This window comes from Catellatospora bangladeshensis (assembly GCF_016862575.1).
GTDB classification, from domain to species: domain Bacteria; phylum Actinomycetota; class Actinomycetes; order Mycobacteriales; family Micromonosporaceae; genus Catellatospora; species Catellatospora bangladeshensis.
Window position 1 is genome coordinate 181670 of record NZ_BONF01000008.1, and the last position, 24611, is coordinate 206280.

25 protein-coding genes are annotated in these 24611 nt (G+C 72.3%); 11 read left to right on the forward strand and 14 right to left on the reverse strand.

Going from position 1 to position 24611, the window contains the following annotated elements; genetic code table 11:
* Nucleotides 1-4: 4 nt before the first annotated feature.
* Both pta and Cba03nite_RS05935 read left to right on the forward strand, forming a co-directional pair.
* Nucleotides 5-2080 carry a phosphate acetyltransferase gene (pta, locus tag Cba03nite_RS05930; RefSeq protein ID WP_203742827.1) on the forward strand — a complete coding sequence of 692 codons (2076 nt, stop codon included), beginning with the start codon at nucleotides 5-7 and terminating at the stop codon, nucleotides 2078-2080.
* Entirely contained in the window at nucleotides 2077-3171 is a 1095-nt protein-coding gene (locus tag Cba03nite_RS05935; protein ID WP_203742829.1) for an acetate kinase, read from the forward strand. The genes pta and Cba03nite_RS05935 overlap by 4 nt, the downstream gene beginning before the upstream one ends.
* A 79-nt stretch (nucleotides 3172-3250) precedes the next feature.
* On the opposite strand, the gene Cba03nite_RS05940 is transcribed toward Cba03nite_RS05935, so the two are convergent.
* Entirely contained in the window at nucleotides 3251-3766 is a 516-nt protein-coding gene (locus Cba03nite_RS05940) for a LysM peptidoglycan-binding domain-containing protein (protein ID WP_203742831.1), read from the reverse strand.
* A 142-nt stretch (nucleotides 3767-3908) separates the two neighbouring features.
* On the opposite strand from Cba03nite_RS05940, the gene Cba03nite_RS05945 reads away from it, so the two are divergent.
* Nucleotides 3909-4454 (forward strand): GNAT family N-acetyltransferase, encoded by a 546-nt coding sequence (locus Cba03nite_RS05945; RefSeq protein ID WP_203742833.1) that lies wholly within the window; start codon nucleotides 3909-3911, stop codon nucleotides 4452-4454.
* A gap of 100 nt (nucleotides 4455-4554) precedes the next feature.
* On the opposite strand, the gene Cba03nite_RS05950 is transcribed toward Cba03nite_RS05945, so the two are convergent.
* From Cba03nite_RS05950 to Cba03nite_RS05960, 3 genes are all read right to left on the reverse strand, one after another.
* The gene (locus tag Cba03nite_RS05950; protein ID WP_203742835.1) at nucleotides 4555-5526 is read right to left on the reverse strand and encodes a zinc-binding dehydrogenase; all 972 of its coding nucleotides are present in this window, start codon (nucleotides 5524-5526) and stop codon (nucleotides 4555-4557) included.
* 350 nt (nucleotides 5527-5876) lie between these two features.
* The gene (locus Cba03nite_RS05955; RefSeq protein WP_203742837.1) at nucleotides 5877-7001 is read right to left on the reverse strand and encodes an NAD(P)-dependent malic enzyme; all 1125 of its coding nucleotides are present in this window, start codon (nucleotides 6999-7001) and stop codon (nucleotides 5877-5879) included.
* 222 nt (nucleotides 7002-7223) lie between these two features.
* Nucleotides 7224-7550 (reverse strand): S26 family signal peptidase, encoded by a 327-nt coding sequence (locus tag Cba03nite_RS05960; RefSeq protein ID WP_308442745.1) that lies wholly within the window; start codon nucleotides 7548-7550, stop codon nucleotides 7224-7226.
* Between the two features lie 79 nt (nucleotides 7551-7629).
* On the opposite strand from Cba03nite_RS05960, the gene sodN reads away from it, so the two are divergent.
* Both sodN and Cba03nite_RS05970 read left to right on the forward strand, forming a co-directional pair.
* A complete protein-coding gene (gene sodN / locus Cba03nite_RS05965; protein ID WP_203742839.1) occupies nucleotides 7630-8040 on the forward strand; it encodes a superoxide dismutase, Ni in 411 nt (136 codons plus the stop codon).
* A 117-nt stretch (nucleotides 8041-8157) separates the two neighbouring features.
* A complete protein-coding gene (locus Cba03nite_RS05970) occupies nucleotides 8158-8571 on the forward strand; it encodes an ATP-binding protein (RefSeq protein WP_373315732.1) in 414 nt (137 codons plus the stop codon).
* 33 nt (nucleotides 8572-8604) lie between these two features.
* Here Cba03nite_RS05970 and Cba03nite_RS05975 read toward each other — a convergent pair whose 3' ends face one another.
* Nucleotides 8605-9009, reverse strand: a complete 405-nt coding sequence (locus Cba03nite_RS05975; protein ID WP_203742841.1) for a hypothetical protein — start codon at nucleotides 9007-9009, stop codon at nucleotides 8605-8607.
* 163 nt (nucleotides 9010-9172) lie between these two features.
* On the opposite strand from Cba03nite_RS05975, the gene Cba03nite_RS05980 reads away from it, so the two are divergent.
* On the forward strand, nucleotides 9173-10114 hold the full coding sequence (locus tag Cba03nite_RS05980; RefSeq protein WP_203742843.1) for a diacylglycerol/lipid kinase family protein: 942 nt from the start codon (nucleotides 9173-9175) through the stop codon (nucleotides 10112-10114).
* A 408-nt stretch (nucleotides 10115-10522) separates the two neighbouring features.
* On the forward strand, nucleotides 10523-10777 hold the full coding sequence (locus tag Cba03nite_RS05985; RefSeq protein ID WP_203742849.1) for a WhiB family transcriptional regulator: 255 nt from the start codon (nucleotides 10523-10525) through the stop codon (nucleotides 10775-10777).
* 413 nt (nucleotides 10778-11190) lie between these two features.
* On the opposite strand, the gene Cba03nite_RS05990 is transcribed toward Cba03nite_RS05985, so the two are convergent.
* The 6 genes from Cba03nite_RS05990 to Cba03nite_RS06015 all read right to left on the reverse strand — a co-directional run bounded on the left by Cba03nite_RS05990 (nucleotide 11191) and on the right by Cba03nite_RS06015 (nucleotide 17699).
* Nucleotides 11191-11970 carry a sirohydrochlorin chelatase gene (locus tag Cba03nite_RS05990; protein ID WP_203743285.1) on the reverse strand — a complete coding sequence of 260 codons (780 nt, stop codon included), beginning with the start codon at nucleotides 11968-11970 and terminating at the stop codon, nucleotides 11191-11193.
* A 10-nt stretch (nucleotides 11971-11980) separates the two neighbouring features.
* Nucleotides 11981-12691 carry a phosphoadenylyl-sulfate reductase gene (locus Cba03nite_RS05995; RefSeq protein ID WP_203742851.1) on the reverse strand — a complete coding sequence of 237 codons (711 nt, stop codon included), beginning with the start codon at nucleotides 12689-12691 and terminating at the stop codon, nucleotides 11981-11983.
* The gene (locus Cba03nite_RS06000; protein ID WP_203742853.1) at nucleotides 12688-12885 is read right to left on the reverse strand and encodes an eL43 family ribosomal protein; all 198 of its coding nucleotides are present in this window, start codon (nucleotides 12883-12885) and stop codon (nucleotides 12688-12690) included. The genes Cba03nite_RS05995 and Cba03nite_RS06000 overlap by 4 nt, the downstream gene beginning before the upstream one ends.
* Nucleotides 12886-12946: 61 nt before the next feature.
* Entirely contained in the window at nucleotides 12947-14653 is a 1707-nt protein-coding gene (locus Cba03nite_RS06005; RefSeq protein WP_203742855.1) for a nitrite/sulfite reductase, read from the reverse strand.
* A gap of 338 nt (nucleotides 14654-14991) precedes the next feature.
* Entirely contained in the window at nucleotides 14992-16521 is a 1530-nt protein-coding gene (locus Cba03nite_RS06010; RefSeq protein ID WP_203742857.1) for a sensor histidine kinase, read from the reverse strand.
* A gap of 143 nt (nucleotides 16522-16664) precedes the next feature.
* Nucleotides 16665-17699: an SIS domain-containing protein gene (locus tag Cba03nite_RS06015; protein ID WP_203743287.1), complete on the reverse strand. Its 1035-nt coding sequence runs from the start codon at nucleotides 17697-17699 to the stop codon at nucleotides 16665-16667.
* Nucleotides 17700-17882: 183 nt separating this feature from the next.
* Here Cba03nite_RS06015 and Cba03nite_RS06020 point away from each other — a divergent pair, with 183 nt between their 5' ends.
* Nucleotides 17883-19493 carry a tetratricopeptide repeat protein gene (locus Cba03nite_RS06020; protein ID WP_203742859.1) on the forward strand — a complete coding sequence of 537 codons (1611 nt, stop codon included), beginning with the start codon at nucleotides 17883-17885 and terminating at the stop codon, nucleotides 19491-19493.
* A gap of 542 nt (nucleotides 19494-20035) precedes the next feature.
* Here Cba03nite_RS06020 and Cba03nite_RS06025 read toward each other — a convergent pair.
* Complete coding sequence (locus Cba03nite_RS06025) at nucleotides 20036-21625, reverse strand: MDR family MFS transporter (RefSeq protein ID WP_239125495.1); 1590 nt, start codon at nucleotides 21623-21625, stop codon at nucleotides 20036-20038.
* 143 nt (nucleotides 21626-21768) lie between these two features.
* On the opposite strand from Cba03nite_RS06025, the gene Cba03nite_RS06030 reads away from it, so the two are divergent.
* Nucleotides 21769-22353, forward strand: a complete 585-nt coding sequence (locus Cba03nite_RS06030; RefSeq protein ID WP_203742861.1) for a TetR/AcrR family transcriptional regulator — start codon at nucleotides 21769-21771, stop codon at nucleotides 22351-22353.
* 16 nt (nucleotides 22354-22369) lie between these two features.
* Here Cba03nite_RS06030 and Cba03nite_RS06035 read toward each other — a convergent pair whose 3' ends face one another.
* Nucleotides 22370-22870: a GNAT family N-acetyltransferase gene (locus tag Cba03nite_RS06035; protein ID WP_203742863.1), complete on the reverse strand. Its 501-nt coding sequence runs from the start codon at nucleotides 22868-22870 to the stop codon at nucleotides 22370-22372.
* Nucleotides 22871-22884: 14 nt separating this feature from the next.
* Nucleotides 22885-23100, reverse strand: a complete 216-nt coding sequence (locus tag Cba03nite_RS06040; RefSeq protein ID WP_203742865.1) for a biotin/lipoyl-binding carrier protein — start codon at nucleotides 23098-23100, stop codon at nucleotides 22885-22887.
* A 129-nt stretch (nucleotides 23101-23229) separates the two neighbouring features.
* On the opposite strand from Cba03nite_RS06040, the gene Cba03nite_RS40595 reads away from it, so the two are divergent.
* Complete coding sequence (locus tag Cba03nite_RS40595; RefSeq protein ID WP_371821566.1) at nucleotides 23230-23304, forward strand: 50S ribosomal protein bL37; 75 nt, start codon at nucleotides 23230-23232, stop codon at nucleotides 23302-23304.
* A 42-nt stretch (nucleotides 23305-23346) separates the two neighbouring features.
* Nucleotides 23347-24408, forward strand: coding sequence for an ATP-binding protein (locus tag Cba03nite_RS06045; RefSeq protein WP_203742867.1), 1062 nt, complete (start codon nucleotides 23347-23349; stop codon nucleotides 24406-24408).
* The last annotated feature ends 203 nt before the right edge of the window (nucleotides 24409-24611 follow it).

Sequence of the window (24611 nt, forward strand, 5' to 3'; positions counted from 1 at the left end):
CGGTATGACTGTGGCTCTTGGCGTATATGTGACCGGCGTCGAGGCGGGCGGCGGCAAGTCCGCCGTCGCGCTCGGCCTCGCGGAACTGCTCAGCCGCCGGGTGCGCAGGCTGGGCGTGTTCCGCCCGCTCTCGCGCGACGGCGACGACGACCCGGTGCTGGCGCTGCTGGGCAGCCGCTACGGCACGCTGGGCGCGGCCGGGCCGAGCTACCAGCACGCCTCGGAGCTGCTGGGCGCGCACCGCATCGACGACCTGGTCGGCGAGATGCTGGAGCACTACCACACGCTGGAGCGCGGCTGCGACGCCGTGATCATCGTGGGCACCGACTTCGGCCGCACCCTCGGCGAGGGCCACGACGAGCCCGCGCTGCCCGAGGAGCTGCAGCTCAACCTGCGCCTGGCCGGTGAGCTGGGCGCCTCCGTGCTGCCCGTGGTGAACGGGCACCGCCGCGACGCCGGGGACATCGCCGACGCGGTGCGCGCCGCGTACTACTCCTGCGACGACCTGCCCGTGCTGGCCGTCATCGCCAACCGGGTGGCGCCCGGGGCGGACACCCGGCTGCCCGCGCTGCCGGTGCCGGTGTACGCCATCCCGCAGCTGCCCGCGATCGCCGCCCCGACGGTGGCCGAGGTGTCCCACGCGCTGCACGCGACGCCGGTGCACGGCGCGACGCCGGGCGCGCTGGCCCGCGACGTGGTCAGCGCGGTGGTGGGCGCGGCCTCGGTGCCCACCTTCCTGGAGCACCTGCGCGACAACTGCCTGGTGGTGACGCCGGGCGACCGGGCGGACCTGATCGTGGCCACGTTCGCCGCGCACCTGGGCGGCCAGGCGGCGGTGTCCGGGCTGCTGCTGACGCTCGGCGTGGAGCCGGACCCCCGGGTGGTGGCGCTGGTCAGCCGCTTCCGGGTGGAGCTGCCGATCTTCACGGTGCCCTCGGACAGCTACGACACGGTGGCCGCGCTGACCGGCCTGGAGGGCCGCCTGCGCGGCGACAACCAGCGCAAGGTGGACGCGGCCCTGGGCCTGTTCGAGTCGCACGTGGACTCCGTCGAGCTGGCCGGGCGGCTGGACCTGACCCGGCCGGACCGGGTCACCCCGCTCATGTTCGAGTACGAGCTGATCGAGCGGGCCCGCGCCGACCGCCGCCACGTGGTGCTGCCGGAGGGCGCCGAGGAGCGCATCCTGCGCGCCGCCGAGGCGCTCAGCCGCCGCGGCGTGTGCGACCTGACCCTGCTCGGCCCGGTCGACGAGCTGGAGCAGCGGGCCCGCGAGCTGGGCCTGGACCTGGGCGACGCGCGGCTGGTCAACCCCGCCGACTCGCGCTGGCGGTCGGAGTTCGCCGGGGAGTACGCCCGCATGCGCGCGCACAAGGGCATGACCCGCGACATCGCGTACGACCTGATGACCAACGTCAACTACTTCGGCACCATGATGGTGCACACCGGGCGCGCCGACGCGATGGTGTCCGGCGCGGTGCACCCGACCGCCGACACGATCCGGCCCGCCTTCGAGATCATCAAGACCCGGCCGGGCGTCTCCGTCGCGTCCAGCGTGTTCTTCATGTGCCTGGCCGACCACGTGCTGGTGTACGGCGACTGCGCGATCAACCCGGATCCGACCCCGGAGCAGCTCGCCGACATCGCGGTGTCCTCGGCCGAGACGGCGGCCCGGTTCGGCGTCGAGCCCCGGGTGGCGATGCTGTCCTACTCGACCGGCGGCTCGGGGCAGGGCGCCGAGGTCGACAAGGTCGCGCTGGCCACCAAGCTGGTCCGGGAACGGCGACCGGACCTGCCCGTCGAGGGCCCGATCCAGTACGACGCCGCCGTCGACCCGAGCGTGGCCGCGACCAAGCTACCGGGCAGCGACGTGGCGGGCCGGGCCACCGTGCTGATCTTCCCGGACCTGAACACCGGCAACAACACCTACAAGGCGGTGCAGCGCTCGGCGGGCGCGGTCGCGGTGGGCCCGGTGATGCAGGGCCTGCGCAAGCCGGTCAACGACCTGTCCCGCGGCGCGACGGTGCGCGACATCATCTCCACCGTCGCCATCACGGCCATCCAGTCGCAGGTGACCTCATGAAGATCCTGGTGCTCAACGTCGGCTCGGCCTCGGTGAAGTGGGGCCTCTACCTCGACGGCAGGTCCGTGGACGGCGGCCTGGTGGACCGGGTCACCGACCCGGCGCAGGCGGTGCGCGAGGTGCTGTTCTCCGCCGACGTGTCCGGCCTGGACGCGGTGGGCCACCGGGTGGTGCACGGCGGCCTGCGCTTCTCCACCCCGACGCTGATCGACGACGAGGTGCTGGAGGCGGTCACCCGGCTCATCCCGCTCGCCCCGCTGCACAACCCGGTGAACCTGGCCGGCATCCGGATAGCCCGGGAGATGCTGCCCGGGGTGCCGCAGGCGGCCGTGTTCGACACCGCGTTCCACCGCACCATCCCGCCCGCGCAGGCGATGTACGCCATCGACGTCGAGGTGGCGCAGGAGAACGGCATCGCGCGCTACGGCTTCCACGGCACGTCGCACGCGTACGTCTCGCACCGCACCGCGAAGCTGCTGGGCCGGGATCCCGCCGAGCTGAACGTGATCACCCTGCACCTGGGCAACGGCGCCAGCGCGTGCGCCGTGCGCGGCGGGCGCAGCACGACCACCAGCATGGGCCTCAGCCCGCTGGAGGGGCTGGTCATGGGCAGCCGCAGCGGCAACATCGATCCGGCGGTGGTGTTCCATCTGCACCGGGTCGCCGGCATGTCCTTCGACGCGATCGACGACCTGCTCAACAAGCGCAGCGGCCTGCGCGGCCTGTGCGGCGACGGCGACATGCGGGAGGTGCTGCGCCGCCGCGCGGACGGCGACGCGGCCGCCACCCTGGCCTTCGACGTGTACTGCGAGCGGGTCAAGGGCTACGTGGGCGCCTACTACGCGCTGCTCGGGCGGGTGGACGCGATCACGTTCACGGCCGGGGTGGGCGAGAACGCCGCGCCGGTCCGCGAGGCCTCGCTGTCCGGGCTGGGCGCGCTCGGCATCTCCGTGGACCCCGCGCGCAACGACGCCGCCTCCCGCGAGGAGCGGCTCATCTCGCCGGACGGCGCGCCGGTGGCGGTGTGCGTCGTACCCACCGACGAGGAGCTGGAGATCGCCACCCAGACCGCGGAGCTGCTCGCCCGCTGAAGCTCGCTGTTCTCCGCAGAAGCTCCCGCCGTGCGGGTTCACCGCAACGGCGGGAGCTTCGCCGATCAGCGGGCCGGGGTCAGTCGGGGATCCTCAGGACCACGCCGACGTTGATGAGGTTGGGGTCGGCGATGTGGTTCGCCTTCGCGATCTTCATGTACTGGCGGCCGTCGCCGTAGAAGTGCGTCGCGATGTCCCAGAGCGTGTCGCCCGCCTTCACCTTGTACGTACGCTCCGTCTTCGGCGGCGGGGCCTGCGGTTTGGCCGCCGCGGGCGCGGCCGGCCGCGCGGCGGCCGCGGGCATGTCGGACGGCTTGGGCGCGGACGGTTTGGGCGCGGCGGGCGGTGCCGGTGCGGCCGCCGGTGGAGGTGCCGCTGCCGGCGGTGCGGCCGCCGCGGGTTCGGTGACGGGCGGCGCGGCGGGCGGCGGCGCGGTCTGCGCCTGAGCCTGGGACTGCGCCTTGGCCTTGGCCTCCGCCTTCTGCTGCTCCTCTTCCTCCTTCTTCTTCTTGCCCCACTTGAACGGGTTCATGAAGCCCGCGGCCTCATGCTCCAGGTTGTCCAGGCGGCCTTCCCTGTCCTGCGGCTCGCTCATCAGTCCCCCCGTGGCTCTGTGGATCACGACACCCGAACGCCAGACTAGTCCCGTTTGAACCCGTTTCGGATTGGTTCGGCGCTAACCGCACATGGGGCAGAATGGCTGCGTCGTGATCATCAGTACGAAGACGAGGCGCCGCATGTTCGCACATCTGCTCGGCGACGGAGCCGAGCTCCGCCCCATCGAACCCTGGCAGGCCGAGGAGTTCCTGACCCACATGGACCGGGCCCGCGCCGATGTGGACGAGTGGATCCCGTTCGCCACCCGCTCCACCGACCTGGACTCGGCCCGCGCGACGCTGCAGCGCTACGCCGACATGCAGGCCGCCGACACCGGGCGCATCCTGGGCATCTGGCTGGACGGCACGCTCGTCGGCGGCTGCATGCTGTTCCGCTTCGACGCGGAGGCGGGCAACTGCGAGGTGGGCGTCTGGCTCGAACCGGCCGGGCAGGGCCGGGGCCTGATCACCCGCGCGGTGCGCCACGTGCTCGACTGGGTGTTCCAGGTCCGCGGCATGAGCCGCGCCGAGTGGCACACCAGCCCGAAGAACGAGCGCAGCCTGGCCGTGGCGGCCCGCCTCGGCTTCACCCGCGAGGGCGTGCTGCGCGAGGCGTACCCGTACCGCGGCGTACGCCACGACACCGTGATCCTGTCCATGCTGGCCCGCGAGTGGCCCCGGGGCTGACCCCGCCCCCACCCGCCTGCCGCCGACGCCGGCCTGTGACATCGGGAATCCGGCACCCGGATCCGACGTCACAGGCCGGCGTCCACGAGGAGCGGGACGGTCAGCGGCCGTGGTCCAGGACGATCTTGCCGAAGCCGGCCCCGGTGGCGAGGCGCTCGAACGCGGCGCGGGCGTCGGCGAAGTCGAGGACGGTGTCCACCACCGGCGCGATCTTGCGGGCCGCCATCAGCTCCAGCAGCGCGGCCAGCTCGTCCCGGGTGCCCATGGTCGAGCCGACGATCTCCTGCTGCAGGAAGAACACCCGGCGCAGGTCCACCGTGGCCAGGTGGCCGGAGGTCGAGCCGGAGACCACGATGCGCCCGCCCGGCTTCGTGCTCTTCACCGAGTGGTCGAAGGTGGCCTCGCCGACGGTCTCGATGACCACGTCGACCCGCTCCGGCAGCCGCTCGCCCGGCGCCAGCGCGGTCGCGCCGAGCCCGGTGGCGTTCTCCCGCTTGGCCTCGTCGCGGCTGGTCGCGTAGACCCGCGCGCCCAGGGCCCCGGCCAGCACGATCGCCGCGGTGGCGACCCCGCCGCCCGCGCCCTGCACCAGTACGCTGCCGCCCTCGGGCAGCCGCCCCCGCGTGGTCAGCATGCGGTACGCCGTGAGCCAGGCGGTCGGCAGGCACGCGGCGTCGGTGAAGGTCATGCCCGCGGGCTTGGGCACCAGGTTGCGCCGCGGCACGGTGACCAGGTCGGCGAGCGTCCCCTGGTGGCGCTCGGACAGCAGCGAGCGCTTCGGGTCGAGCGTCTCGTCGCCGCCCCCGGCGGCCGGGTCGCCGACGACGGCGTGCACGACCACCTCGTTGCCGTCCTCGTCGACGCCGGCGGCGTCGCAGCCCAGGATCATCGGGAGCTGGTCGGCGGACAAGCCCACCCCGCGCAGCGACCACAGGTCGTGGTGGTTGAGGGCGCTGGCCATCACGCGGACCGTGGCCCAGCCCTCGGGTGCCTGCGGTTCGGGCCGCTCGCCCACGGCGAGACCGGCCAGCGGGTTGTCCGGATTGATGGAATCGGCATAGACGGCACGCATGGCCCGACGCTAACAGCAGCGACGCCGCCCCACCGGGCCACCCTGAGGGTTCGTTCAGCGACACAGGTCACCACGGGTGATCCGAGCGTCCGCAAGGGAGACCGCCACGGAAGGCCGGCACAGGCCCGGAACGCGGGTCAGCACGGTGATCCGAGCGTCCGGAGAGAAACAGCCGCAAGAGGCCGACGCAGATCCGGTGGCGGACTCGGGCTCGCCGCGGAGGGCCGGCGAGCACCGTCGGCGGCGGGAAAGCCCACCGGGCGGCGGCAGGAGGGCGGCGGGGAGGGGTGCCCGGAGATCGGGCCCCGGCGCGGGCGGCGCGGCGGGGCCCGACGGCCCCGCGGGGCCGGTTAGGCGCGTACCACGCCGTCGTGGCGGGCGGCGTCGGCGACGGCGGCGGCCACCGCGGGCGCGACGCGCGGGTCGAGCGCGCTGGGCACGATCGCGTCGGCGCTCAGCTCGGCGGCGACCACGTCGGCGATGGCGGTCGCGGCGGCCAGCTTCATGCCCTCGGTGATCCGGGTGGCGCCGGCGTCGAGCGCGCCGCGGAAGATGCCCGGGAAGGCGAGCACGTTGTTGATCTGGTTCGGGAAGTCGCTTCGGCCCGTGGCCACCACCGCGGCGTACCGGGCGGCGACGTCCGGGTGCACCTCGGGCGTCGGGTTGGCCAGCGCGAAGATCATGCCGCCGGGCGCCATCCGGGCCACCGCCCCCTCGGCGATCTGCCCACCGGAGACGCCGATGAGCACGTCCGCGCCGTCCAGCGCCGCGGCGATGCCACCGGAGACGCCGCGCGCGTTGGTCTGCTCCGCCAGCTCCGCCTTGGCCGAGCCGGGCACCAGGTCGGGCCGTCCGGCGTGGATCGCGCCGCGCGAGTCGCACACGATCACGGCGGCCGGGTCCACCCCGCCCGCGATCAGCATCTTCGTGACGGCGACCCCGGCCGCGCCGGCGCCCGAGACCACCACCCGCAGGTCGCACAGCTTGCGGTCGAGCAGCGTCGCCGCGTTGCGCAGCGCCGCGAACACGACCACGGCCGTGCCGTGCTGGTCGTCGTGGAACACCGGGATGTCGAGGGCCTCGACCAGCCGCCGTTCGATCTCGAAGCAGCGCGGCGCGGCGATGTCCTCCAGGTTGATGCCGCCGAAGCTCGGCGCGAGCGCCTTCACGACGGCCACGATCTCGTCGGTGTCCTGCGTGTCCAGGCAGACCGGCACCGCGTCGACGCCGCCGAACTGCTTGAACAGGACCGCCTTGCCCTCCATCACGGGCATCGCGGCGCGCGGGCCGATGTTGCCCAGGCCGAGCACGGCCGAGCCGTCGGTCACCACGGCCACCGTGCGGCCGACCCAGGTGTAGTCGTACACCAGGGCGGGGTCGGCGGCGATCGCCTCGCACACCAGCGCGACGCCGGGCGTGTAGGCCAGGGAGAGATCTTCTCGGGTGGTCAGCGGCACCGTGCTCGTGACGGCCATCTTGCCGCCCCGGTGCCTCTCGAAAGCTGGATGATCCACTGTGGACTCCCACTATGACAACGCACACGAGCCGAGTCGGTTCAACGACGGGTCAGCGTTGACACGGCGCGGCGAGGTCACGGGGTTCTCCCGAAGCCCGGAGTGTAGACCCGGCACTACAGATGATCAATGACCAGGGTCACGCGTTGTGGCATTTCACACCTGGTGAGGGCCGTGTCGGATTCACTCATGACCCGTCTCCCGGGCCCTCAGCAGCGCCGGGCGGGGCCAGTAGCGGCAGACCACCCGGCCCAGCACGTCGGCCACGCCGTACGCCCGCGAGTCGTCGGTGACCAGGCCGTTGTCGCCGAGCAGCCAGACGCCGCCGCCCTGGAGCCTGGCCACCCGCTTGACCACCAGCAGCTCCGGCCGCACCCGGAAGCGCGCGACGACCACGTCACCGGGCCGGACCGGCCGCCCGCCGCGGCGTACCAGCAGCATGTCGCCGTGGCGCAGGGTCGGCGCCATGGACGGGCCGTGCACGAGGACGGGAAACAGCGGCCAGCGCAACAAAGCCTCCGCGGCGGAGTAGGGTCGGCAAGGGGATCATTGTCCCGTTCAGACCTCAGTCAGCTCATGGAGGACTCCGATGCAGTTCTTGAAAGGACGCAGCCTGAAGCCGCGCACGGTGGTCAGCGCTCACTGCGACCTGCCGTGTGGCGTCTACGACCCGGCGCAGGCCCGGATCGAGGCCGAGTCGATCAAGGCGATCTGCGAGAAGTACCAGGCCAACACCGACCCGGAGTTCCGGACCCGGGCGCTGGTCATCAAGGAGCAGCGGGCCGAGCTGGTCAAGCACCACCTGTGGGTGCTGTGGACCGACTACTTCAAGGCCCCGCACTTCGAGAAGTACCCGAACCTGCACCAGCTGTTCAACGAGGCCACCAAGCTCGCCGGCGCGGGCGGCGCCAAGGGCCAGGCCGACCCGGCCGTCGCCGAGCAGCTGCTGGTGAAGATCGACGAGATCGCGAAGATCTTCTGGGAGACCAAGCAGGCCTGATACCGCCTGCCCGGCCGGGTGACCGTTCCGGTCACCCGGCTGCACCGCACGACGAGTGCGCGCGGACGGCCGGTCATGAGCTAGGCTCCGCCCGGGGGGTTGGGCCAGGTGAGTCAGATTCTGCAACCGACGGCGATGTCGCTGACCGACAACGTCGTTGCCGTCACCGTGCCCGCCGACGGCGGCTGGCTGGGCGTGCTGCGTACGGCGACGGCCGGGCTGGCCGCGCGCCTGCGTTTCGCTGGTGACAAGATCGAGGACCTGCGCATCGCCGTGGACGAGGCGTGCGCGATGCTGCTCGGGATCGCGCCCCCCGGCGCGCAGCTGCACTGCCGTTTCGAGATCGGCGCCACCGAGCTGACCGTGGCCATCTCCGCGCCGGTCAACGGCAAGAAGAAGCTCCCGGGCGACTCGGCGTTCGCGTGGAAGGTGCTCAGCGGCCTCACCTCGCGCGTCGACGCCGAGCAGGCCGACGGCGTGGCCACCATCCGCCTGGTCACCGAGCTGCCGCAGCAGCCCGCCGCGGCCTGACCGCCGCGGCACCGGGCCGCCGGTCGCGCCCGGTCAGGCGCGCTCGCGCCAGCCCAGCCAGCGGGTCGTCGCCGGGGCCAGCACCAGGCCGATGACGGCCAGCGCGCTGCCCATGACGGCCCAGCCCGCAGCGGGCATCCCGCCATTGATCATGAAGAACGCGGGCGCCGTGATCATCAGCTCCAGCGCCAAGCCCGGACCCCGCACGCCGGGCCGGCGGCGCAGCAGCCCCCACGCCACCGCGCCCAGCCAGGCGGCGATGGCCAGCGCGAACACGGTCACCCCGGCGGCCAGCCGAAGATCCGTGGCGCTCGCGGTGAAGTCGGCGTACACCAGCGCCGCGGCCAGCACGGTCACGGCCACGGCCTGCAGCACGACCAGCGCGACCGCGCCGTACAGCGTCGCGGGCGGCCGGGTGGCGGTGGTCTCGGCGGACATCGGGGACCCCTCTCACGGCTCTGCCTGGCCGCCCACCGTGCCGCGCGGGCGGCCCGCCGGGGGTCTCAGGTTCGCCAGGAACCCTAACCGAAGCACGGTGAACGCCGTCTCCCAGCGTGCGGCCCGCGTAACAGGAGGTCACCGCGCCGGGTACATTCCCGTCATGCGAGGTCTGCTCGTCGTCAACCCCAAGGCGACCACCACGTCCGCCCGCACCCGCGACGTGCTGGCCGGTGCGCTGCGCAGCGAGATGGAGCTGGCCATCGGCTTCACCCGGCGCCGCGGGCACGGCTTCGACCTGGCCCGGGACGCCGCCGCGGACGGGGTCGACGTGGTCGTCGCGCTGGGCGGCGACGGCACCGTGAACGAGGTCGTCAACGGCCTGATGGCGGCCGGGCGCGGCGCGCAGGGTCCCGCGCTGGCCGTGGTGCCGGGCGGCTCCACCAACGTGTTCGTGCGCGCGCTGGGCCTGCCCCGCTACACGGTGGACGCCACCTCGGTCATCCTGCGCGCGTTGCGCCGGGGCAGCACCCGGACCGTCAGCCTGGGCCTGGCCGACGACCGCTACTTCACCTTCTGCGCGGGCCTGGGCCTGGACGCCGCGGTGGTGCGCCGGGTCGAGCAGGCGCGGCGCAAGGGCCGCCGCTCGACCCCGGGCCTCTACCTGCGCTCCACCCTGGGGCAGTACTTCGTCGAGGGCCGCCGCGAGCCCGGCATCACCGTGGAGGAGCCCGGCGCGGAGATCGAGGGCGGTCTGGCCAACGTGATCGTGCAGAACACCGCCCCGTGGACGTACCTCGGGGAGCGGGAGGTGCACGCGAGCCCCCGCGCGTCCTTCGACGCCGGGCTCGACGTGCTGGCATTGAGGGCCCTCCACCTGCCCTCCACCCTCCACACGGTCACCCAGATGCTGACCCATCAGCCAGACGATCCGGACGAACGGGGAGAGATGTCCGGAAAAAAGATCATGGTGCGCCACGATCTGGCGGAGTTCGTCGTCCGTTGCGCCACCCCCCAGGCGTTCCAACTAGACGGCGACTATCTAGGTGAACGCGAAAAGGTGAAATTCACCTCGGTGCCCGGGGCACTGCGCGTAATCTGCTAAGAGTCGCTGTCGAAAGGCAGCGAAATGGCGATCTGTGTCAATGGGCACACGTGACACACGCTGGAAATCCTGGCGACGCATTACGGCTCGTACTACATTGATCACTGACTGTCGCATGTCGGGGTCCGGGGTCACGCCCGGTGATCCGGACAAAACGGTCGTGAGCTTGCTCACCCGTCCGTCCTAATTTCGGGCACCCCCCTTGACATCGCGGGAGTTCGTGAAAGCATTCACAAGCGTACCGAGCGCTGAACCTGTTGCGCCGACACGCGCTGCTGATTTCGGTAGCGGTCCGTAACAACTGGATCGCATCCAAATCGCTTCACGCGCGTTCGCATACAGAGAAGCCCGAACGTACCAAACGCATCGTTAGCAATCTCCACTGCCATCACAAGGAGTGTTTCCGCCATGGACTGGCGCCACCATTCAGTCTGCCGCGACGAAGACCCGGAGCTGTTCTTCCCGATCGGGACGTCCGGCCCCGCATTGCTTCAGGTCGAGCAGGCGAAGAAGGTGTGCGGGCGGTGCCCCGTCTCCAACGAGTGCCTCAAGTGGGCGCTGGAGACCGGTCAGGACGCGGGAGTCTGGGGTGGGATGAGCGAAGAGGAGCGGCGCGCCGTCAAGCGCCGTGGCGGCCTCCGGGTCCGCGCGCACTCCCTCTGAGCACCCAGCGACACCTGCACCACAACGCCTCGCCGCACAAAACGTAGAAAGCCCCGAGCGCCGTAGCTCCGGGGCTTTTACGTTGTCCGGGCTCCGCCGGTCGCGCCGAGCCCGCCGTCCCAGGCCGGCGCGGCCTCCCCGGTGGGCAGGGCGGGACTTGATCGCTGGTTCGTGTCGAAACGTGTGGCCAGCAAGATCGCGGGTTCGTGTCGAAAGGTGCGGCTGGACCGCAGGTTTGGACACGAAGCCGCGATCTTCGCCGGAGGGCAGCCGTCGCGAGGGCGCGGTGTGGGCCGGGGCGCCCGACGGCGGCGCGGAAGGTGCCCGGCGGACGCCGCCCGGAGACAGACAAGATCACGAATCTCGGCCCGTGACCAGGGAAATACGGTGCGTGAAACCGTGCGGAAACCCGCTCAGGCGGCCACGAGAGCGCGTTGCGGAGCGGCCGCATCCACGCGGTGCAGAACGAGCCGAACGAGCTCTCTCGACGCTCCCAGAGGTGCCGCCGCGCCGATCGCGCCCGTGTCCCGGGCATCGGCGACGATCGCCTCGTACAGCCGGCCGGGCGCGAGGAAGTACGACGCCACCGCCACCCGCTGCGCCCCGGCCTCCCGCAGCGCCGTCACAGCCTGCCCGCCGGTGGGCGCCGCCGCGCTGGCATACGCCGCCTGGCAGGGCACGCCCAGCCGCCGTCCCAGCTCGGCCGCGACCTCGTCGACCATGGCCCGCCCGGACGCCACGCTGGTGCCCGCCGCAGCCAGCACGACCGCGTCGTAGCCGGCACCGGCGCGCCCGGCGACGGAGGCTGCGGGCACCGCCTCGTGCAGGCGGCGCACCAGCCCCGCCAGCAGCGGCTCGGAGACCGCGCCGAGGGTGTCCGCGATCGCGCAGTCGAACCCGGCGACCTGGGCGGGCAGGTCCACCCGCCCGTGGTACGCGCGGGTCAGCAGCAGCGGCACCACCACCGGCGCGGGTGCCCCTGCGGCCCGTAGCGCGGCCAGCACGTCGGCCGGGCGCGGCTCGGCCAGCTCCAGGAACGCCACCCGGACGTCCAGGCCCGGCCGGGCGCAGGCGACCGCGCGGGCCAGCGCTCGCGTTTCCGCCTGCGCCCGCGGATCGCGCGAGCCGTGCGCGACCAGCACCACGGGCGCGAGCGCACCCGTGGGGCCGGTCGTCAGCCCGTCCCGCGGCATCGTCCGCGCGTCACGCGGCATGCAGACCGCACTCGGTCTTGTCGAACATCGCCCAGCGCCCCGAGCGCGGGTCCTCGCCCGGCTGGGTGCGCCGGGTGCACGGCCAGCAGCCGACGGAGCCGTAGCCCTGGTTCAGCAGCTGGTTGACCGGGATGTCGTGGCGGGCGATGTACGCGTCCACATCGGCCTGGGTCCAGGTCGCCAGCGGGTTGACCTTGACCTTGCCGCGGTTCTGCTCGAAGTGCACCACGGGGGTGTTGGCGCGGGTCGGCGCCTCGTCGCGGCGCAGGCCCGCGGCCCACGCCTCGTATCCGGCGAGCGCCTCCTCCAGCGGCTTCACCTTGCGCAGGTAGCAGCAGGAGTCGGGGTCGCGGGCGTAGAGCCGGGGTCCGTAGCGCTCGTCCTGCTCGGCGACGGTCAGCTCGGGGCGCACGGTCCGCACGGTCACCGGGATGGTGCGGGTGACCCGGTCTCGCACCCGCAGCGTCTCCGGGAAGTGCAGGCCGGTGTCGAGGAAGACCACCTCGATGCCGGGCACCACCCGGGCCGCCACGTGCGCCAGCACGGCGTCGGCCATCGAGCTGGTGACGCAGAAGCGCGACCCGAACGTGGCCGCCGCCCAGCCGACGATCTCCTCGGCGGGCGCGCCCTCCAGCTCGGCCCCGGCCCGGCTCGCCAGATCCATCAGTTCCGCGGTGGAACGCCGCACGTCCACGGTCATTGCGTCACCCTCCCCAGCAGTCCGATCATCTTCAGCGCGAAAACCCGTCGGCACGCTCGGCACTCCCACTGCCCGTGGGTGCCGGCGGCCGGCTCCCCTGCCTCGTTCTCCGGACCCGCGTGCGGGCGCAGGTACGCCTCCTCGCCACAGAACGGGCAGTAGTACGGCACCGCCCGTTGATTGCCGTCGCTCATGCCGCCGCCTCCGGCGTCGCCATGAGCCGAGCAGCGTTCATGATTCGCTCGCTGCGCTCGCTCATCGGAGTTCTTCCTCGTCCACGCGCAGCACCCACTCGGCGAAGGGCTCCATGGCGTCCTTGCGGCCTTCGAGGTAGCGGCGGGTCAGGCGCTCGGCGTACTCCGGCAGCTCCTCGACCGTGGTCTTGAGGCCGCGCAGCTTGCGCCCGAAGTTCGGGTTCTGGCCCTGGGCCATGCTCAGCCCGCCGCCCAGGTGCACCTGGAAGCCCTCGACCAGCTCGCCGTTCGGGCCGGGCACCAGCTGGCCCTTGAGGCCGATGTCGGCGACCTGGGTGCGGGCGCAGGCGTTCGGGCAGCCGTTCACGTTGATCGAGATGGAGCCGTCGATCCGGCCGATGGTGCGCTCCAGGTGCGCCACGGTCCGTTCCGCGGTGGCCTTGGTCTCGACGATGGCCAGCTTGCAGTACTCGATGCCGGTGCAGGCCATCGTGTCGCGCCGCCAGGTGGACGGCCGGGCCTGCAGCCCGATCGCGTCCAGCGCGGCGATCAGCGACTCGACCTGCTCCTCGGCCACGTCGAGCACCAGCAGCTTCTGGTACGGCGTGAGCCGCACCCGGCCCGACCCGTGCGCCTCGGCGATGTCGGCGACCTGCGCCAGCACCGTGCCGCTGACCCGGCCCGCGACGGCCGCCGCGCCGACGTAGAACCTCCCGTCGCGCTGGCGGTGCACGCCGATGTGGTCGATCGGGTGCTCGGGCAGCTTCGGCGCGGGGCCGTCGACCAGCTTGCGGCCGACGAACTCGTCCTCCAGGATCTGCCGGAACTTCGCCACGCCCCAGTCGGCGACCAGGAACTTGATGCGCGCCCGGTTGCGCAGGCGGCGGTAGCCGTAGTCACGGAACAGCCGGCACACGCCCAGCCACACCTCGGCCACCTCGGCCAGCGGCACCCAGACGCCCAGGCGCTGGGCCAGCATCGGGTTGGTGGACAGGCCGCCGCCGACCCACAGGTCGAAGCCGGGCCCGTGCTCCGGGTGCTCGACCCCGATGAACGAGATGTCGTTGGCCTCGTACGGCACGTCGGGCAGCCACGAGATCACGGACTTGAACTTGCGGGGCAGGTTGGACAGCGACGGGTCGCCGATGTACTTCTCGACGATCTCGGTGATCGCCGGGGTGCCGTCCAGCACCTCGTCCTCGCTGATCCCGGCGACCGGGCTGCCGAGCACCACGCGCGGGGTATCGCCGCAGGCCTCGGTGGTGGACAGGCCCACCGCCTCGACCTCGCGCCAGATCGCCGGCACGTCCTCGATGCGCACCCAGTGCAGCTGGATGTTCTGCCGGTCGGTGATGTCGGCGGTGTCGCGGCCGTACTTCGTCGACACGTCCGCGATCGCGCGCAGCTGGGCCAGGTCGAGCTGGCCGCCGTCGACGCGGATGCGGAGCATGAAGTACTCGTCGTCGAGCTCGTGCGGCTCCAGCACCGCGGTGCGGCCGCCGTCGATCCCGGGCTTGCGCTGCGTGTAGAGGCCCCACCAGCGCAGCCGGCCGCGCAGATCGGCCGGGTCGATGGAGGCGAAGCCCCGGTGGGCGTAGATGTTCTCGACCCGGGCGCGGACGTTGAGCCCGTTGTCGTCCTTCTTGGTGCGCTCGTTCGGGTTCAGCGGCTCGCGGTGCCCGAGCGCCCACTGACCCTCGCCGCGGGGCTTGCGCGCGGCCCGGCCGGGGGTGCCTGCCGATGATGACGGTGCTGCCGATGCTGCCATCGCAGCGTCCTCCTGTAGTCAGTGGAGCGAGGACGCGCCTATGCGCCAGCACCGCGGTCGAGCGCGGATTCAAGCAGATGAATGCTCCGGCGCGTATGCGCGCCCGGGTTCAAAAAAACGGACGGGCGCGGTCAGCCAGCCGGACAGATGGCGCTGCGCACGCGGCCGAAATCGATGTGGCGGCGGGCGGTCAGCCCGAGCCCCATCAGGCGGCGGTTCACAGCGGCGGTCATGCAGTCACTTTCTCACGGCGGGCAGACCCGTGCCAATCACCGATCGCGTCACGTCCCACATTCTGACGCGGACGTGACGCAGATCGCTCTTTGTTAAAACAGGGACTAACGCTCGCGTTTGGCGAGCGGCACGAACAGCAGCGCCTCGGTGCCGCCCTCGGCCCGGTTGCGCAGCTCGATGCTGCCCCGCAGCTCGCCCGTGGTCAGCGTACGGATGATCTGCAGGCCCAGCCGCTTGTTCGTGGTCGGGTCGAAGTCCTCGGGCAGCCCGCGCCCGTTGTCGGCGACCGTCACGTGCAGCTCCCGCTTGGCCCGCTCCACGTGCACCACCACCTCGGCGCCGTCCACGACCTCGCCGCCCATCGAGTCGAACCCGTGCTCGACCGCGTTGAGCAGCAGCTCGTTGAGCACCATGACCAGCGGGGTGGCGATCTCGGCGGGCAGCACGCCGAAGCTGCCCTCGCGCCGGGTGCGCACCGGCGACTCGGGCGCGGCCACCTCGGCGGCCGCGTTGGCCACCCGGTCCACGATGCCGTCGAACTCGACCGCCTCGTCGGCGGACATCGCCAGCGTCTCGTGCACCAGCGCGATCGAGGCGACCCGCCGCACCGACTCCTCCAGCGCGGCCCGCGCCTCGGGCAGGGTGACCCGGCGCGCCTGCAGGCGCAGCAGCGCCGCGACCGTCTGCAGGTTGTTCTTCACCCGGTGGTGGATCTCCCGGATGGTCGCGTCCTTCGTGATCAGCGCGCGGTCCCGGCGCTTGACCTCGGTGATGTCGCGGACCAGCACCAGCGCGCCGATCGGCACGCCCGCCGGCATCAGCGGCAGCGCCCGGCTGAGCACGGTCGCCGTACGCGCCTCGATCTCCTTGCGGGCCGGAGCGTCGCCGCGCAGCGCGGACAGGATGCGGTTGCTGGCCTCGGAGCCCTCCAGCGGGTCCTCGGCGAGCCGGTTGAACAGCGCGGCCAGGTCCTCGCCGACCAGGTGCGCGGAGAAGCCGAGGCGGCGGATCGCGGACTGCGCGTTGGGCGAGGCGTAGGTGACCTTGCCGCTGCCGTCCAGCCGGATCAGGCCGTCCCCGACGCGCGGCGCGGAGGTGGTCTCCCCCGGGTGACGCACCGCCGGGAACGTGCCGTCGGCGATCATCTGCGCCAGGTCGTCGGCCGTGGTCAGGTAGTTCAGCTCCAGCTGGCTGGGCGTGCGCGCGGTGGACAGGTTGGTGTCCCGGCCCACCACCGCGATCACCGCGCCCGCCTCGCCGTCGTCGGCGCGCCGCCGCACCGGGATGGCCTCGTGCCGCGCCGGGGTGTCGCCGTACCAGACCGGGTCGCCCTCCCGCCAGATGCGGCCCTGCTCGCGCGCCACCCCCAGGTGGGCCACCTCGGCCCCGCTGGAGGTACGCCCCACCTGGTCGTCCTGATACGCGGTGGGCGCGGTGGTCGGCCGCACCTGCGCCACGCAGAGGAACGACGGTGTGCCGCCACCCGGCTCGCTCTCCACCGGCACCCACAGCAGCAGGTCGGCGAAGGAGAGGTCGGAGATCAGCTGCCAGTCGCCGGCGAGCCGGTGCAGGTGGTCGATGTCGGCCGGGCCGAGCGAGGTGTGCTCCTCGACCAGTTCACGCAGCGTTGACACGCGATCAGCGTCTCACGCCCGGGTGCCCGCGCGGTCACCGCCCGCACACCCGCCCGGAGATCAACCGACTTGCCAGGCAGGTGTGCGTATCTTGGCGCGCGATACGCCCGTGTGCCTGGCAAGTCGATCGATCTTGCGGGGGGTCAGAGGGTGGCGGTGACCTTCTTGAGGCCGCGGGGGGCGTCGGGGTCTTCGCCGCGGGCCAGGGCCAGGGAGAGGGCGAGCTGCTGGAGGGGGAGGATCTCCAGGAGGGGGGCGTAGCGCTCGTCGACGGCGGGCACGTCGAGGCGGGCCGAGGCGCCCGGGACGGACTCGGGGCCGACCACGACGACGTCCGCGCGGCGCTCGTCGAGGCGGGTGAGCACCTCGCGCATGGCCTGGCCGCCCAGCCCGGCGCCGACCATGGCCAGCACCGGCACGTCCGGGTCGGTCATCGCCAGCGGGCCGTGCAGCAGATCCGCACCGGAGAACGCCAGCGCCGGCAGGTACGACGTCTCCATCAGCTTCAGCGCCGCCTCGCGGGCCGTCGGGTAGGCGTAGCCGCGGCCGGTGGTCACCATCCGGGCCGCGAACCGGTAGCGCGCGGCCAGCTCGGCGGCGGTCGGATCGGCCAGGGTCTGCCGGGCCAGCTCGGGCAGCCGCTCCAGCGCGGCCCGCTCGTCGGCGGGCAGCGCACCGTCGCCGGCGCGTACCCCCTCGATGAGCATCAGCAGCGCGAACAGCTCGGCGGTGTAGGTCTTGGTGGCGGCGACCGCCCGCTCGTGCCCGGCCGCGACGTCCACCGACAACTCGGCGGTCTGCGCGAGCACGGACTCGGGGTTGTTGGTCACCGCGAGGGTGAGCGCGCCGGAGCCGCGCGCCACCCGCAGCACCTCGGCCAGGTCGGGCGAGCCGCCGCTCTGCGAGACGCCGATCACCAGCGCGTGCGACAGGTCGGGGCGGGCGCCGAAGACGGTGATCGCGCTCGGCGAGGCGAGCCCGGCGGGCAGTCCCAGCCGGATCTCTGTGAGGTACGCCGCGTACAGGGCGGCGTGGTCGGACGTGCCGCGCGCGGTGAACACCACGTGCTTCGGCCTCCGCTCGGCGATCACCTTGGCGACCTGTGCGATGGCGTCGGCGTGTGCCGGCTCCAGCAGCCCGGCGTACACCTCCGGCTGCTCGGCGATGTCCGCTGCCATCCCGCTGCCGCGCTGGCCCATCTCTTCTCCCTACCACTTCGCCCTGCGATGCTGCGCGATACCGCGCGTTCGGTGCGCAGTCTTGCACGATAATGACCGGCAGAGCAACACTGCGCGCAGAAATGAGCAGGGGCACACAATGCCCGCGCGCGCCTCTACCCTGTGCGACCGAGGGGAGGTCACATGTCCGACGGCGTCAACGATCCACAGCAGGAGGCGCTGGGCGAACTCGCCCTCGCCACCCTCGCCCTCGACGAGCACGACGCCGAACACGCGGTGCGCCACCTCGCCGCCGCGCTCGGCCACGACCCGCGCCTGCCCGAGGCGCACGAGCTGCTCGCGAAGATCGCCGCCCGCGCCGACGACGGCGGGCTGGGCCTGTTCCACCCCGGCGAGCGCGCCACCGCGGGCCGCGTGGTCGCCTTCGCGCACGTGCTCGCCCGGCACGGCCGCCACGCCGACGCGCTCACGCTGCTCGCCCAGGCCACCGTGCACGACCCGGCCCGCCCCTGGGCCGACGTCAGCTGGGTGCAGGCCCTCGACGCCGCCGAGATCGCCCCGGAGCACCTGCTCCGCGTGCTGCTGTCCGTGCTGGGCGCACTGCCCGACCCCGCCCCCGCGCACATCGCGCGGGCCACCCGGCCATACCTCGACCTGGCCCGCCGGGCCCTGCTCGCCCACCCCCGCGAGGCCCTGCTGCACGGCGCGGCCTCCGGGGTGGCGCGGCGGCTGCGCGAGCTGCCCCTCGCGCTGGCCTGGGCCGAGCGGGGGGTACGCCTGCAGTCCGGCAAGCTCACCGAGATGTGGTGGGGCAACGCCCTGCGCGCCGACGGGCGGCTCGACGAAGCGGTGCGAGCCATGCGAGCCGCCCAGCGGCACGACCCCGACGACCTGTCCGTCGCCTCCGACCTCGCGCTCTGGCTCACCGAGCTCGGTCACACCGCCGAAGCCCTAGCCCTCATCGAGGAGGCCACCGCCAAGGACCCGTCGTACGACTGCGCCGTGCACACCGCGCACCGGCTGCGCTTCCTCGCCGACGGCGACCCCGGCCACCTGGTCGCCCTCGCCGACTTCATGCGCGCCACCACCGACGCCAGCCACGAGCACTACGACCTGCAGCAGTGCTGCGAACGGCTGCCCTGGCTCGGCTTCGTACCCGAGGAGGGCGACCCGGTCCCGCCCGCCGGACCCCGGCCCGACCCGCCGCAACCCGCCGCCGCCCGCGCGATCGCCGCCATGCTCCCGCTCGGCTGGGCACCCCCGCCGATGGTGTACGACGCGGCGGTGCGGCTGGCCGGCGTACCCGCCGAAGATCTGATCGCGGCGCTGTCCCACCCGCCCGTCCCGCCCGGTGTCGACCCCGACCGGGTCCCCGCCGCGCGCCGCGTCCTGCGGCTCTGGTGCTGCCTCGGCCTGCTGCACCATCGCGCGGGCGAACCCTGGTTCGGCTCCACCCGGCGGCGGTTGCTGCTGGACGTCGCCCTCGGTGCCGGGGACGGTGCCGTCGAGGCGCTGTACGCGCTGGTCGCCGCGGGCTGGGTGGACCCTGCCTGCCGCGCCGACGTCGCCGCCCTGCTGGAGGCCCGGCTGCGCGCGGTGCCGGAGGCGCGCCGGGTCCACCCGTTCACCGCGGACGTGGCCGTGGCACAGCTCGCCTACGTCACCCCGGGCATGCCCGCCGAGGCCCGCGCCCTGGCCGGCCACATCACCGGCGACGCCCTGCCCGGCCCGGCCGCCGCCGTCCCGCGTCCCCGCCGCCCGTGGCTCTCCCGCCTCCTTCGGCGGCGACCCTGACCTGCGCCCGAAGTCCGGTCCGCCGCCGCCGTCTTGTGTCACAACCTGTGGCTGAGTCCGGCCTGTGACGGGAGCCCGCACTCAACGCCCTTCCCTGAAACCCGCGCCGAGCGGAGCGGGGGTGGAGATCGCGGTCTCGTGTCCGAAAGTGTGGCTGGAGCCCAGCTTCCGACACGAGACGGCGATCTTCGCGAACGCGGCTCCACCCCAGCCCAGTCCCCGGAGGGCTTGATCGCGACTTCGTGTCACAACCTGCGGCCCAGCCCCACTTTTCGACACCAACTCGCGATCTTCACCGCCGCCACCCGGACCGGACCGAGCACAGCCGGCCTTGATCGCGGTCGATCTCCACCCCCCACTCCCTTCGGCGCGGGTTTTAGGGGGGTGTTGATCGCGGGCTCGTGTCACGAGCCGGGCTCCAGCCACACTTTCTGACACGAGACGGCGATCTTCGCGGGGCAGGGCGGGGCCGGACATGGCGAGGCCCCGACGACGCAGCCGGGGAACGGCGGCGGGGCGGGGCCTCGACGGTGGTGCGGTGGTTACTCGACGGCGACCAGGGGCCGGGCCTCGGCGCCTTCGGCGGTGGGCTCACCGCCGCGCAGCGGGACCTCCTTGATGAACCAGGCCGCGATCGGAACCAGAATCGCGAAGCCCAGCGCCCACCAGAACAGACCCGAGGTGGCGTACGCGATGCCGTGCAGCACCGCCTCCTTCATCGGCGCGGGCAGCAGGTCGAGCTTGTCCGGCTGCAGCCCGCCGACGTTGAACTCCATGTTGCCGCCAGGCGCACCCGCGGGCATCACGCTGCCGAGGTCGTCCTTGAGCCGGTCGACGAACACCGCACCGAAGATCGACACACCGAACGAACCGCCGATGGACCGCACGAACGTCGCGGTCGAGCTGGACACGCCCAGGTCCTTCTGCTCCACGCTGTTCTGCGCGATGAGCATCGTGGTCTGCATGAGGAAGCCCATGCCGACGCCGAGCACCACCATGTAGATCGAGGACTCGGTGATGCTGGTGTCCACGTCGAGGCGGGTGAGCAGCACCATCGCCAGGGCGAGGGTGACACCGCCGAGGATCGGGAAGATCCGGTAGCGGCCGGTCTTGGTGATGGTCCGGCCCGCGACGATCGAGGTGACCATCATGCCGAGCATCATCGGCAGCAGCAGCAGGCCGCTGTTGGTGGCCGAGGCGCCCTGCACGGTCTGGATGTAGAGCGGCAGGAACGAGATCGCGCCGAACATCGCGAAACCGACCATGAACCCGATGACCGAGACCAGGCTGAAGTTGCGGTTGCGGAAGATGCCCAGCGGCAGGATCGGCTCGGCGACCCGGGTCTGCGTCCACAGGAAGATGCCCAGCAGCACCACACCGGCCACGCCCATGCCAAGGATCTCCGGCGAGTCCCACGCGTACTTGTTGCCGCCCCAGGTGGTGATGAGGACGAGCGCGGTGACGCCGAGGCTGAGCAGGGCGGCGCCGATCCAGTCGATGCGGTGCTCGGTGCGGTACTTCGGCAGGTGCAGGGTGGTGGCCAGCACGAACAGGGCGATGCCGCCGATCGGCAGGTTCACGTAGAAGGCCCAGCGCCAGTCGGCGTGGTCGGTGATCAGGCCGCCGACGAGCGGGCCGGCGATCATCGCGACGGCCATGATGGCGGCCATCATGCCCTGGTACTTGCCGCGCTCGCGGGGCGGGACGAGGTCGCCGATGATGGCCATCGCGCCGACCATCAGACCGCCCGCGCCGAGGCCCTGCAGCGCCCGGAAGGCGATCAGCTGGTTCATGCCCGAGGCGGGGTCGATCTCACCGGCCGCGCCGGACAGCGCCGAGCCGACGAGGAAGATGATGATCGATACCAGGAAGATGGTCTTGCGTCCGTAGAGGTCGCCCAGCTTGCCCCAGATGGGGGTCGAGATCGTGGTGCCGAGCACGTACGCCGTGACCACCCAGGACAGCTTGTCGAGTCCGCCCAGCTCGCCGACGATGCGCGGCATGGCCGTACCGATGATCATGTTGTCGAGCATGGCCAGCAGGATGGCGAGCATCAGGCCGGGCAGCACAACGCGGAGGTTCGGTTTGGGGATTTCGGGGGACGACGTCGTCCGGTCCAGGACTTCAGTCATGGGGGCTCCGCTCGTTCACCGGCGACCTTACTTGCCGCCCGGCTAGAATATTTACTAGCCGTACGGTAAGTTCCCTACTTGCCGGCCGTCAAGTTGGTTACCCCGCCCGGCTGACAGTGTGATCCAGGGAACACGGAGCAGCGATGAACGACGACCTCGCCGGTGGCCGGGCCGACGCCCGGCCCGACACGCGCGCCCGCATCCAGGCCGTCGCCCTCGACCTCTTCACCGAGCAGGGCTACGAGGGCACGTCGCTGCGGGAGATCGCCGAACGGCTCGGCGTCACCAAGGCGGCCCTCTACTACCACTTCAAGAGCAAAGAGGAGATCGTCGACAGCTTCAGCGCCGACCGCCTCGCGCGGATGGACATGCTGATCGAGTGGGGCCGCAGCCAGCCGGAGCCGCACTCGGCCGGGTTCCGGCGCGAGCTGCTCGCCCGCTACGCCGACGAGCTGCACAGCGGCCCGTTCCTCAAGGTGATGCGCTTCTTCCACCAGAACCAGCTGGCGTTCAAGAACCAGCCGGCCGGGGCGAAGATGCGCGACGCCATCATCGACATCATCGGCCTGCTCGCCGAGCCCGGTTCGGCGCCGACCGCACGGCTGCGCGCGGGTATGGCGGTGTTCGCGCTCAACACGAGCTGGCTGCTGCTGCAGGGTGAGGACATCAGCGACGAGCAGCGGCGGGAGGCGGCGATGGAGGTCGCCCTCGACCTCATCCGCGACTGAGCGGCCGCGGTGGCGCTCAGGCCAGCGGGTAGCGCAGGGCGAGCAGGGTGACCCCGGGCAGCGGCGACCAGTCGCGCTCGGGCAGCCGCTCGAAGCCCATCCGGGCGTAGAGGCGGCGCGCGTCGGCGGCGAAGTCGCGTACGCAGATCACGACGCTGCGGCAGCCGTGGGCGGCGGCGCGCTCCAGGCACGCGCGGGCCAGCGCCTCGCCCGCGCCCCGGCCCTGGGCCTGCGGCGACACGGCGAGCATGCGGAACTCGGCCTCACCCTCGCGGGCCAGGTCGGCCAGCGGGCTGCCGGGCAGCACGAACGTCACCGAGCCGAGCACGGCCCCGGTGGTCTCGTCCACGGCGACCAGCACCTCGGCGGCGCGGGCGCGGGCGGCGGCGTCGGACAGGTGCGCCTCGTACGGGTGGCCGTCCGCGGTCTGCCCGTCGCCCCGGTAGGCGGCGACGGACAGCGCACCGATCGCGTCGTAGTCGGCCGGCAGCGCCGGCCGGACGAGGATCTCGGTCATGCGGGGTGCCGCTACTACTCGATGACGGCGATGAGGTCGCCCTCCTGGACGACGTCACCCTCGTTCACGGCGATCTTGGAGACCACGCCGTCCGACTCGGCGATCACGGGGATCTCCATCTTCATCGATTCCAGGATGACCAGGGTGTCACCCTCGGCGACCTCGTCCCCCGCCGCCGCCACGACCTTCCACACGTTCGCCACCATCTCGGCCTTGATCTCCTCGGCCATCAGCCGGCCCCTTCCCCTGACTCGCGTGCAAGACGACCGTATCCAATCACGGAGCGCCGGTCCGGTGACGCTCAACCGGCGCATAGGATTTGTCCCTGACTGAGCGCCGTTACCGGAAGGGGTGTGTCCATGGGCAAGCGTGCTCGCAAGAAGAAGTCCCGCAAGGGCTCGAAGGCCAACCACGGCAAGCGACCCAACAGCTAATCCCGTTGCCGGGGTGCACCTCGGGGCGGATCATTTCCCGGCGTGCACTCCGCGCTCACCCTCACCCCGGCCCAGCTGCCCGACCTGCTGCTGCACGTCGCGGTGGTCCGGCCCGTGTTCGTGTGGGGCGCGCCGGGCATCGGCAAGAGCTCGCTGGTCCGCGCGTTCGCCGACTCGCTCGGCCTGCCCTGCGTCACCCTCGTGGGCACCCAGCTCGCCGCCGAGGACCTGATCGGCGTGCCCGAGCTGCGCGACGGCCGCAGCCGCTTCGCGCCGCCCGAGATGATCGCCCGCAGCGAGCCCTACTGCCTGTTCCTCGACGAGCTGAACGCGTCCTCGCCCGAGGTGCAGAAGGCCTTCTACTCCCTCATCCTGGACCGCCGCATCGGCGCGTACGAGCTGCCGGCCGGTTCGATCGTGATCGGTGCGGGCAACCGCGCCACCGACAACGCGCTCGCCCGCCCGATGGCGTCCGCGCTGGTCAACCGCCTGCTGCACCTGCATCTGCGGGCGTCGGCAGTGGACTGGCTGGGCTGGGCGGGCGGCGCGGGCGTGCACCCGTGGGTGCTGGACTACCTCACCCAGCGCCCGGACCACCTGTGGGTGCAGCCGCCCAAGACCGAGGAGCCGTTCTCCACCCCGCGCGCCTGGCACATGCTGTCCGACGCGCTGCACTCCTACGGCGAGGACATCGTCGAGGAGACGCTGCGGCTGCTGGCGTACGGAACGCTCACCCCGGCGCATGCGTCGGGTTTCTGCGCGTACGTCAAGACGGTCCGGCATCGGTACGGCCTGGACGCGATCATCCGCGGCGACGCCTCGTGGCCGCGCGCCGCGACCGACCGCGACCTGCTCTACTTCTTCGCCGAGACGTTCCGGGCCCGGCTGGTCAAGGACCTGCCGGACAGCCGCGAGCACGCGAGCCGTGCCGTGCGCGAGTTCGCTCTGCGCGCCAAGGGCCTGCTGGTCGAGCTGGCCGAGATCTCGCTGGAGTGCGCGCAGCTCGTGGTCGCCGCCGACGCCGAGGGCAAGCCGGTGCTGCCCGCCTGGTTCCTCGTCGAGGTCACCCGCGACCTGCCGCGCCTGGTCGCGGCCCGCACATGACCACCCACCCGCCACGAACCCGCGCCCCACGGTCCGCCACCACACAGCCCGCCACCACGCGGACCGCCACCACGCGGACCGAGGCGGGCGTGGCCGTTGATCGTCCGATTTGCCTGGCACCTGGGCGAAAGCGAGCTCAAGATACGCCCATGTGCCAGGCAAGTCGGACGATCAGGGTGGCGCGAGGCGCATCGGCACGGGAT

Bases quoted from the DNA above. Each gene is read 5' to 3' on its own strand.
- pta (WP_203742827.1), top strand. From the start codon at position 5: ATGACTGTGGCTCTTGGCGTATATGTGACCGGCGTCGAGGCGGGCGGC.
- Cba03nite_RS05935 (WP_203742829.1), top strand. From the start codon at position 2,077: ATGAAGATCCTGGTGCTCAACGTCGGCTCGGCCTCGGTGAAGTGGGGC.
- Cba03nite_RS05940 (WP_203742831.1), bottom strand. From the start codon at position 3,766: ATGAGCGAGCCGCAGGACAGGGAAGGCCGCCTGGACAACCTGGAGCAT.
- Cba03nite_RS05945 (WP_203742833.1), top strand. From the start codon at position 3,909: ATGTTCGCACATCTGCTCGGCGACGGAGCCGAGCTCCGCCCCATCGAA.
- Cba03nite_RS05950 (WP_203742835.1), bottom strand. From the start codon at position 5,526: ATGCGTGCCGTCTATGCCGATTCCATCAATCCGGACAACCCGCTGGCC.
- Cba03nite_RS05955 (WP_203742837.1), bottom strand. From the start codon at position 7,001: ATGGCCGTCACGAGCACGGTGCCGCTGACCACCCGAGAAGATCTCTCC.
- sodN (WP_203742839.1), top strand. From the start codon at position 7,630: ATGCAGTTCTTGAAAGGACGCAGCCTGAAGCCGCGCACGGTGGTCAGC.
- Cba03nite_RS05975 (WP_203742841.1), bottom strand. From the start codon at position 9,009: ATGTCCGCCGAGACCACCGCCACCCGGCCGCCCGCGACGCTGTACGGC.
- Cba03nite_RS05980 (WP_203742843.1), top strand. From the start codon at position 9,173: ATGCGAGGTCTGCTCGTCGTCAACCCCAAGGCGACCACCACGTCCGCC.
- Cba03nite_RS05985 (WP_203742849.1), top strand. From the start codon at position 10,523: ATGGACTGGCGCCACCATTCAGTCTGCCGCGACGAAGACCCGGAGCTG.
- Cba03nite_RS05990 (WP_203743285.1), bottom strand. From the start codon at position 11,970: ATGCCGCGGGACGGGCTGACGACCGGCCCCACGGGTGCGCTCGCGCCC.
- Cba03nite_RS05995 (WP_203742851.1), bottom strand. From the start codon at position 12,691: ATGACCGTGGACGTGCGGCGTTCCACCGCGGAACTGATGGATCTGGCG.
- Cba03nite_RS06000 (WP_203742853.1), bottom strand. From the start codon at position 12,885: ATGAGCGACGGCAATCAACGGGCGGTGCCGTACTACTGCCCGTTCTGT.
- Cba03nite_RS06005 (WP_203742855.1), bottom strand. From the start codon at position 14,653: ATGGCAGCATCGGCAGCACCGTCATCATCGGCAGGCACCCCCGGCCGG.
- Cba03nite_RS06015 (WP_203743287.1), bottom strand. From the start codon at position 17,699: ATGGCAGCGGACATCGCCGAGCAGCCGGAGGTGTACGCCGGGCTGCTG.
- Cba03nite_RS06020 (WP_203742859.1), top strand. From the start codon at position 17,883: ATGTCCGACGGCGTCAACGATCCACAGCAGGAGGCGCTGGGCGAACTC.
- Cba03nite_RS06025 (WP_239125495.1), bottom strand. From the start codon at position 21,625: ATGACTGAAGTCCTGGACCGGACGACGTCGTCCCCCGAAATCCCCAAA.
- Cba03nite_RS06030 (WP_203742861.1), top strand. From the start codon at position 21,769: ATGAACGACGACCTCGCCGGTGGCCGGGCCGACGCCCGGCCCGACACG.
- Cba03nite_RS06035 (WP_203742863.1), bottom strand. From the start codon at position 22,870: ATGACCGAGATCCTCGTCCGGCCGGCGCTGCCGGCCGACTACGACGCG.
- Cba03nite_RS06040 (WP_203742865.1), bottom strand. From the start codon at position 23,100: ATGGCCGAGGAGATCAAGGCCGAGATGGTGGCGAACGTGTGGAAGGTC.